The sequence below is a fragment of the Kribbella caucasensis genome, from assembly GCF_004361855.1.
GTDB classification, from domain to species: domain Bacteria; phylum Actinomycetota; class Actinomycetes; order Propionibacteriales; family Kribbellaceae; genus Kribbella; species Kribbella caucasensis.
Window position 1 is genome coordinate 179637 of the sequence record NZ_SNWQ01000020.1, and the last position, 6496, is coordinate 186132.

General features: G+C 69.5%; 6 protein-coding genes. 2 read left to right on the forward strand and 4 right to left on the reverse strand.

The window, feature by feature from the left end:
* Positions 1-27 precede the first annotated feature (27 nt).
* Positions 28-843 (forward strand): DeoR/GlpR family DNA-binding transcription regulator, encoded by an 816-nt coding sequence (locus tag EV643_RS33450; RefSeq protein WP_133804188.1) that lies wholly within the window; start codon positions 28-30, stop codon positions 841-843.
* 24 nt (positions 844-867) lie between these two features.
* Here EV643_RS33450 and galK read toward each other — a convergent pair whose 3' ends face one another.
* Together galK and galT are read right to left on the reverse strand one after the other, a co-directional pair.
* Entirely contained in the window at positions 868-1998 is a 1131-nt protein-coding gene (gene galK, locus EV643_RS33455; RefSeq protein WP_133804189.1) for a galactokinase, read from the reverse strand.
* On the reverse strand, positions 1995-3041 hold the full coding sequence (gene galT, locus EV643_RS33460) for a galactose-1-phosphate uridylyltransferase (protein ID WP_133804190.1): 1047 nt from the start codon (positions 3039-3041) through the stop codon (positions 1995-1997). The genes galK and galT overlap by 4 nt, the downstream gene beginning before the upstream one ends.
* A 184-nt stretch (positions 3042-3225) precedes the next feature.
* Between galT and EV643_RS33465 the strand changes: the two genes are divergently transcribed.
* Positions 3226-4530 carry a hemolysin family protein gene (locus EV643_RS33465; RefSeq protein ID WP_133804191.1) on the forward strand — a complete coding sequence of 435 codons (1305 nt, stop codon included), beginning with the start codon at positions 3226-3228 and terminating at the stop codon, positions 4528-4530.
* A gap of 5 nt (positions 4531-4535) precedes the next feature.
* On the opposite strand, the gene EV643_RS33470 is transcribed toward EV643_RS33465, so the two are convergent.
* Both EV643_RS33470 and EV643_RS33475 read right to left on the reverse strand, forming a co-directional pair.
* The gene (locus EV643_RS33470) at positions 4536-5477 is read right to left on the reverse strand and encodes a protein kinase domain-containing protein (protein WP_133804192.1); all 942 of its coding nucleotides are present in this window, start codon (positions 5475-5477) and stop codon (positions 4536-4538) included.
* A 56-nt stretch (positions 5478-5533) separates the two neighbouring features.
* Positions 5534-6376, reverse strand: coding sequence for an alpha/beta fold hydrolase (locus tag EV643_RS33475; RefSeq protein WP_133804193.1), 843 nt, complete (start codon positions 6374-6376; stop codon positions 5534-5536).
* Positions 6377-6496: the final 120 nt, after the last annotated feature.

Here is a 6496-nt window from a genome sequence, read left to right on the forward strand (position 1 = left end):
ACGTCGGCGAATCGCTAGGCTGTGGGCGTGAATGCTGCTGGTAGTGCCGAGCCGGGGCGGGGACGGGGCGGACAGCTGGCTGCCCAGCGGCAGGCCACGATCGTTGCCGAGGTCAACAGTCGGGGTGCGATCACGGTGGCCGAGCTGGTCGACCGGTTCGGCGTGTCCGACATGACGATCCGCCGCGACCTGGACGCGCTGGACTCCAGCGGCCTACTGCACAAGGTGCACGGCGGCGCCACCTCGGTCGGCCTGCGGAGTGCGCACGAGCCCGGGTTCGAGGCCAAGCTGACGCAGGAATCGGCCGCCAAACAAGCGATCGCTGCCGAGGCCGCCCGCCGGGTGCAACCGGACAGCGCGATCGGCATCGGCGCCGGTACGACGACGTACGCGCTGGCCCGGCAGCTCCTCCGGGTGGAGAACCTGACCGTGGTGACGAACTCGGCCCGGATCGCCGACGTCTTCCACGGCAACGGCCGCTCCGATCGCACCGTCGTCCTGATCGGTGGGATCCGGACGCCGTCGGACGCCCTGGTCGGCCCGATCGCCACCGCCGCACTGCAGTCGCTGCACCTGGACATGCTGTTCCTGGGCGCGCACGGGGTCGACGCCGAGCACGGCCTCAGTACGCCGAACCTGATGGAGGCCGAGACCAACCGCGCCTTCATCGCCGCCAGCCGCGAGGTGGTCGTGGTCGCCGATCACACCAAGTGGGGCACGATCGGCCTGAGCACGTTCGCCGCCTGGAGCGACCTGGACATCGTCGTCACCGACCCCGGCCTGTCCACCGCAGCCCGCAAGGCCATGCGCGACACCGGCTGCGAGCTGATCATCGCGTCATGACCAGCCCTTACCCCGCGTCGTACATCAGGACAGCCGGGAAGCGCCGGGGGAGGGCGTCGCGGCGAGTGAGGTCGGCGGGGTGAAGCCGTGCTCCGCGAAGGCCTTCTCGACCGCGGCGAAGACCTGGTCCTCGGCCGTCTCCTCGACCAGCGCGATGATGCAACCGCCGAATCCGCCGCCGGTCATCCGGGCCCCGAGGGCGCCGGCCGCCAACGCGGTGTCCACGGCCACATCGAGCTCGGGGACGGTGATCTCGAAGTCGTCCCGCATCGACACATGCGACCCGGTGAACAACGGCCCGACCTCGCGCAACCGCCCGGCCCGCATGAGTTCCACGGCATCTTCGACCCGGCGGATCTCGGTCACCACGTGCCGCACCCGGCGGCGTACGACGTCATCGGACAACCGCGCCAACGCGTCATCCAGCCGGTCGAACTCAACCGCCCGAAGAGCCGGTACGCCGAGCTGGGCCGCGGCCTCCTCGCAGCTCTGCCGCCGAGCCGCGTACTCGCCATCGGCGTGCCGGTGCGGAGCCTTGACGTCGATCACGAGCAGGCCGAGTCCGTCGGCAGCCGGGTCGAACGGGATCTGGTCGGTCGTCATCGCGCGGATGTCGAAGTAGAGCGCGTGGCCCTCGGTGCAGCACATCGAGGCCATCTGGTCCATCAGCCCGACCGGCGCACCGACGTACTGGTTCTCGGCGCGTTGAGCGAGTCGGGCGACCTCGGCGGGGTCGACCTCGATGTCACGCAACCCCAGCAGGGCAACGAGCGTCGCGCAGAGCAGGGCCGCCGACGAGGAGAGCCCCGCGCCGAACGGAATGTCGGAATCCACCAGCAGGTTGGCACCGCCGATCTCGTAGCCGGCCTCCCGCAATATCCATGCGGCTCCGGCGGGATAGGCGGCCCAGTCCTCAACGGATCCCGGCTGCAGCGAGTCGAGAGAGAACTCGACCACCCCGTCCAGCACCGTCGACGCGACCGCGAACGTGCCGTCGTCGCGGGCCGAGGCGGTCACCACCATCCGGTTCGGCAGCGCGATCGGCAGTACCAGACCGTCGTTGTAGTCGGTGTGCTCACCGATCAGGTTCACCCGGCCGGGCGCCTGCCAGACGCCGTCCGGCTCGGTGCCGAAGACCTCCACGAATGTGCTCACGAACCAACCTTCCGCAGCGTCTCGGCGACTTCCTCGGGCCGGGTGTCGGAGATGAACGCGCCCATCCCGGACTCGGAACCGGCAAGATACTTGATCTTGTCGGCGGCCCGGCGGATGGACAGCAGTTCGAGGTGCAGGTAGCCCAGTTCGCGATCGGCCCGGACCGGGGCGGCATGCCAGGCGGCGATGTAGGGCAGCCGGTCGTCGTACAGCCCATCGAACCGGCTCAGCACGTCGAGATAAAGCTCGGCGAAGTCGTCGCGCTCGTCGGTACTCAGCTCCGCGATGTCGGCGACCTGACGGTGGGGATAGAGGTGTACCTCGACGGGCCAGCGGGCCGCCTCGGGGACGAATGCGGTCCAGTTGCCGTTCTCGGCGATCACCCTGGTCCCGTCCTTGCGCTCCGCGGCCAGCAGATCGGCGAAGAGGTTGCTCCCAGCTACTTCCTGGTACTCGCGGGCGCGGGCCATCACGGTGCGCATCCGCGGTGGCACGAACGGGTATGCGTAGATCTGCCCGTGCGGGTGGTTCAGCGTGACACCGATCTCCTTGCCCCGGTTCTCGAACGGGAACACGTACTCCACATCCGCCCGGGCGCTCAGTTCCGCCGTACGGTCGGCCCAGGCGTCGACCACGAGCCGCGCCTGGCCCTGGGAGAGATCGGTGAACGACTTGTCGTGGTCGCTGGTAAAGCAGACCACCTCGGTGTGACCCGGGCCGGCGAACGACGGGAACCGGTTCGCGAACACGGCCACGGTGTAGTCGTGGTCCGGGATCTCGGTCGGGTTACCCGGTTTCGTTGCGCACAGCGGGCACTGGTCGGCCGGTGGCAGGTAGGTCCGGGTGTTGCGATGGGTCGCGTAGGTGATCACGTCGCCGGTCAGCGGGTCGGTGCGCAACTCCACCTGCGGCTTCGGCTCCGGCAGGTCCCGGGTGTCCGCGAGCGGTACCCGGACCGGCGCGTCGGCCGGGTCGTAGTAGAAGAGGTCCCGGCCGTCGGACAGCTTCGTGTCCGTCCGTCGGGCGCCGCGAGGTGTGTTCATCGTCCGTCTTTCTACTCAGACCGCTGACAGGGTGACCGCACACCCCTGGTCATCAACCATCGTAAACCAACAGATTCAAACATGCATCGGCAGACCGGCTACCGGTACATTGGATCGATGGACGTCGCCCATTCAGCGCGTCCTCTCCATCGCGCCAGGAGAGGACGCTAGGAATTCCCCTGCTATGAACGAGACCCTGCTCAACATCGTTCTGATCTTCCTCTTCGTCATGATCGGCGGCGTCTTCGCGGCCGCCGAGATGGCCCTCGTCTCACTGCGCGAGAGCCAGCTCAAGTCGATCTCCGAGCGCGGCCGCCGCGGCGAGATCGTCGCCAAGGTGGCGCGGAACCCGAACCGGTTCCTGTCCGCCGTGCAGATCGGCGTGACCCTGATGGGCTTCCTGTCCGCCGCGTTCGGTGGCGCGACGCTGGCCCACAGCCTGTCCCCGTACCTGCAGGACCTGGGGCTGCCGGCCGGGCTGGCCGACACGGTCGCGCTGGTGCTGATCACCATCCTCATCTCCTACGTCTCGATCGTGATCGGCGAGCTGGCGGCCAAGCGGCTCGCGCTGCAGCGGGCCGAGCTGTTCGCGCTCGGCCTGGCCCCGCTGGTGGACCGGATCGCGTCGGCCGTCCGGCCGGTGATCTGGTTGCTGTCCAAGTCCACCGACCTGGTCGTCCGCGCCCTCGGCGGTGACCCGGGCGCGAACCGCGAGGTGATGTCGGACGAGGAACTCCGGCACCTCGTCTCCGGGCACGAGTCGCTCGGCGAGGAGGAGCGCCGGATCGTCGACGACGTGTTCGAGGCCGGCGGCCGGCAGTTGCGCGAGCTGATCGTGCCCCGGACCGAGGTGGACTTCCTGGACGCCGAGATGCCGGCGTACAAGGCGGTGAAGTTCGCCGCCGAGCGGCCGCACTCGCGGTACCCGGTGATGAATGGGTCGGCCGACGACATCGTCGGGTTCGTGCACGTCCGGGACCTGTTCGACCCGGAGGTCGCGTCCCGGTCGGTCCGGGTCGGCGACCTGGCGCGCGACGTACTGATGCTGCCGGACACCGCCAAGCTGCTGCCGACGCTGACCGAGATGCGCCGCCGCAGCACGCATCTGGCGATCGTGCTGGACGAGTACGGCGGCACCGCCGGCATCGTCACCCTCGAGGACCTGGTCGAGGAGCTGATCGGCGACATCAAGGACGAGTACGACGAGGAGCAGGTCGAGACCACCCGGTTGCGCAGTGGCGATTTCGAAGTGGACGGGCTGCTCAACCTGGACGACTTCGCCGACGAGACCGGTGTCGAGTTGCCGGACGGGCCGTACGAGACGGTCGGTGGATTCCTCGCCGCCCAGCTCGGCCGGATCCCCGAGGTCGGCGACGAGGGCCGCGTCGACGGCTACAAGCTCACCGTGACCGAGAAGGACGGCCGCCGCGTCGCCCGCGTCCGGGTCAGCCGGATCAAACCGGACGGAGAGCAACCTCCGCCGGAGTGACGCCGTCAGGGTGCTTCGCTCAGCGGTTGGGTGTCTTCGTCCTGGGCGGCTCGTGGTCGGTCCGGCACAGCAGCGGACAGCGCCAGGACTGCGTGCCGCCACAGTCGCCTGATCGGGAGCGGACGTCTGGCCGGTTCTTCGACGGCTCGTAGCTCGGGCAGCCTGCCCTCGGCGATCGCGGCCGCTGTCGGGCGATCGGCTGGGTCCTTGGCGAGCATCCGCAGGAGGAGGTCCTCGATCGGGCCGGCGAGTTCCGGACGTAGCTCACTCGGTGGTATCGGCTCCCGCTCGACCTGCTGATGCAGCACCTCCGCCGGATCGTCAGCCAGGAAGGGTGGATGGCCGGTCGTCAGGTGGTACAGCACGCAGCCGAGGGCGTAGATGTCCGATGCGGCGGTCGCCGGTTTGCCGAGGGCGCGTTCGGGCGCGAGGTAGTGGCTGGTGCCGAGGATCTGACCCGACGTGGTGGTGTCGGTCGTGTCGTTGGCGAGCCGGGCGATGCCGAAGTCGGCGACCTTCACCGTGCCGTCGACGTCGATCAGCAGGTTGCCCGGTTTGATGTCGCGGTGGACGATGTCGTGCCGGTGCGCCGCGGCCAGGCCGGCAGCCGCCTGCCGGATGATGTCGACGGCCCGCTCGGGCTCGAGCGGGCCGTGGAGTGCGAGCTCATGGGCGACGCTGCGGCGCTCCACCAGCTCCATCACCAGGTAGTAGCAGCCGCCGTCGCGGCCGAAATCGTACACCGCGACGACATGCTGGTCCTTCACCATGGCCGCGGCCCGCGCCTCCCGCCGGAACCGCGCGGCCGCGAACGGATCGCGCCGATCGGGGAGCAGCACCTTCACCGCCACCGGCCGCCCGAGAAGTTCGTCGCACCCCCGGAACACTTCGCCCATCCCACCGTGACCGAGCAGCTCGGTCAGTCGATAGCGCCCCGCCAGTAGCACGCCAGTCCAGTACCCAGCCCGCCCCCGCCGAATCAAAAGTTGCCCCTGGCCCCGAATCAGCCGGTCCGGTCGCGGATCCAGTCGAGGGCGGGCTCGGCGTGGGTGAGGACGGAGATGTGGCCGTCGCCGGGGTGGAGGCGTAGGGACGCCGACGGGATGTGTTCGGCGAGCCAGCGGCCGTGGGAGCTGGGGATGATGCCGTCGTCCTCGCCGTGGCAGAGGAGTACGGGCGCGGTGATCGCGGCGGGCTCGCAACCCCATGGCAGTACATAGGAACAGTCGTCGTCGATCAGCCCGTCCGGTCCGTTCGGCATCGACTTCTCACCCGCGACTGAGCCCAGCCATCCCCACGGCCCTTCGAACATCGCGAGGTCGGCCGGGATGAACTCGGGGTCGTAATCGGTGCCGGAGTTCTCGTGCCGGACCTTCGCGTCGCGACCGGCCGCGGCTGCCCGCAGCGACATGAGCCCGGAGGGGATCATGCCGTCGTACCAGTCGAGGCCAATGGCGTCGTACGGCGCGATGGCGGCGAAGGTGGCGACCGCCTCGACCCGGTCGCCGAGGACCGCGGCCGAGCCGAGCGCGTAGGAGCCGCCACCGGAGTAGCCCATCAGCGCGAAGCTGCCGACGCCGAGCCGGTCGGCGACGGCGGTCAGGTCGGCCGCCACCGAGGCCATCGTCCGCCCGGGCGCCGCGGTCGAACCGCCGTACCCGGGACGGTCGAACGAGATCCACCGGATGCCGAGCCATTCGCCGGCCTCGGCCAGCGGCTCGGGCGGGACGCCCAGGTTCGGGGTGCCGTGGTGCCAGAACACCGGCAGCCGGCCGTCGTCGCCGGGCGCGGAGTCGTAGACGTGCAGCGCGCGGCCGTCTGCCAGCCGGAGGTCCATCTCGTTCATCTTGCTCACCTTAGGTCTCGAGGGTCTAGCCAGCTTGGGCCGTGTCTGTCGTTCCGGGTGAGTCAAGTCTGGGTCTGGTTCAGGCGGCGAGTCCGGCGCGGGTGATGAGGTTGTCGATCG

What these genes read in the sequence shown, in the direction of transcription:
- galT (WP_133804190.1), bottom strand. Translation starts at nt 3,041, where the DNA reads ATGAACACACCTCGCGGCGCCCGACGGACGGACACGAAGCTGTCCGAC.
- EV643_RS33465 (WP_133804191.1), top strand. Translation starts at nt 3,226, where the DNA reads ATGAACGAGACCCTGCTCAACATCGTTCTGATCTTCCTCTTCGTCATG.
- EV643_RS33475 (WP_133804193.1), bottom strand. Translation starts at nt 6,376, where the DNA reads ATGAACGAGATGGACCTCCGGCTGGCAGACGGCCGCGCGCTGCACGTC.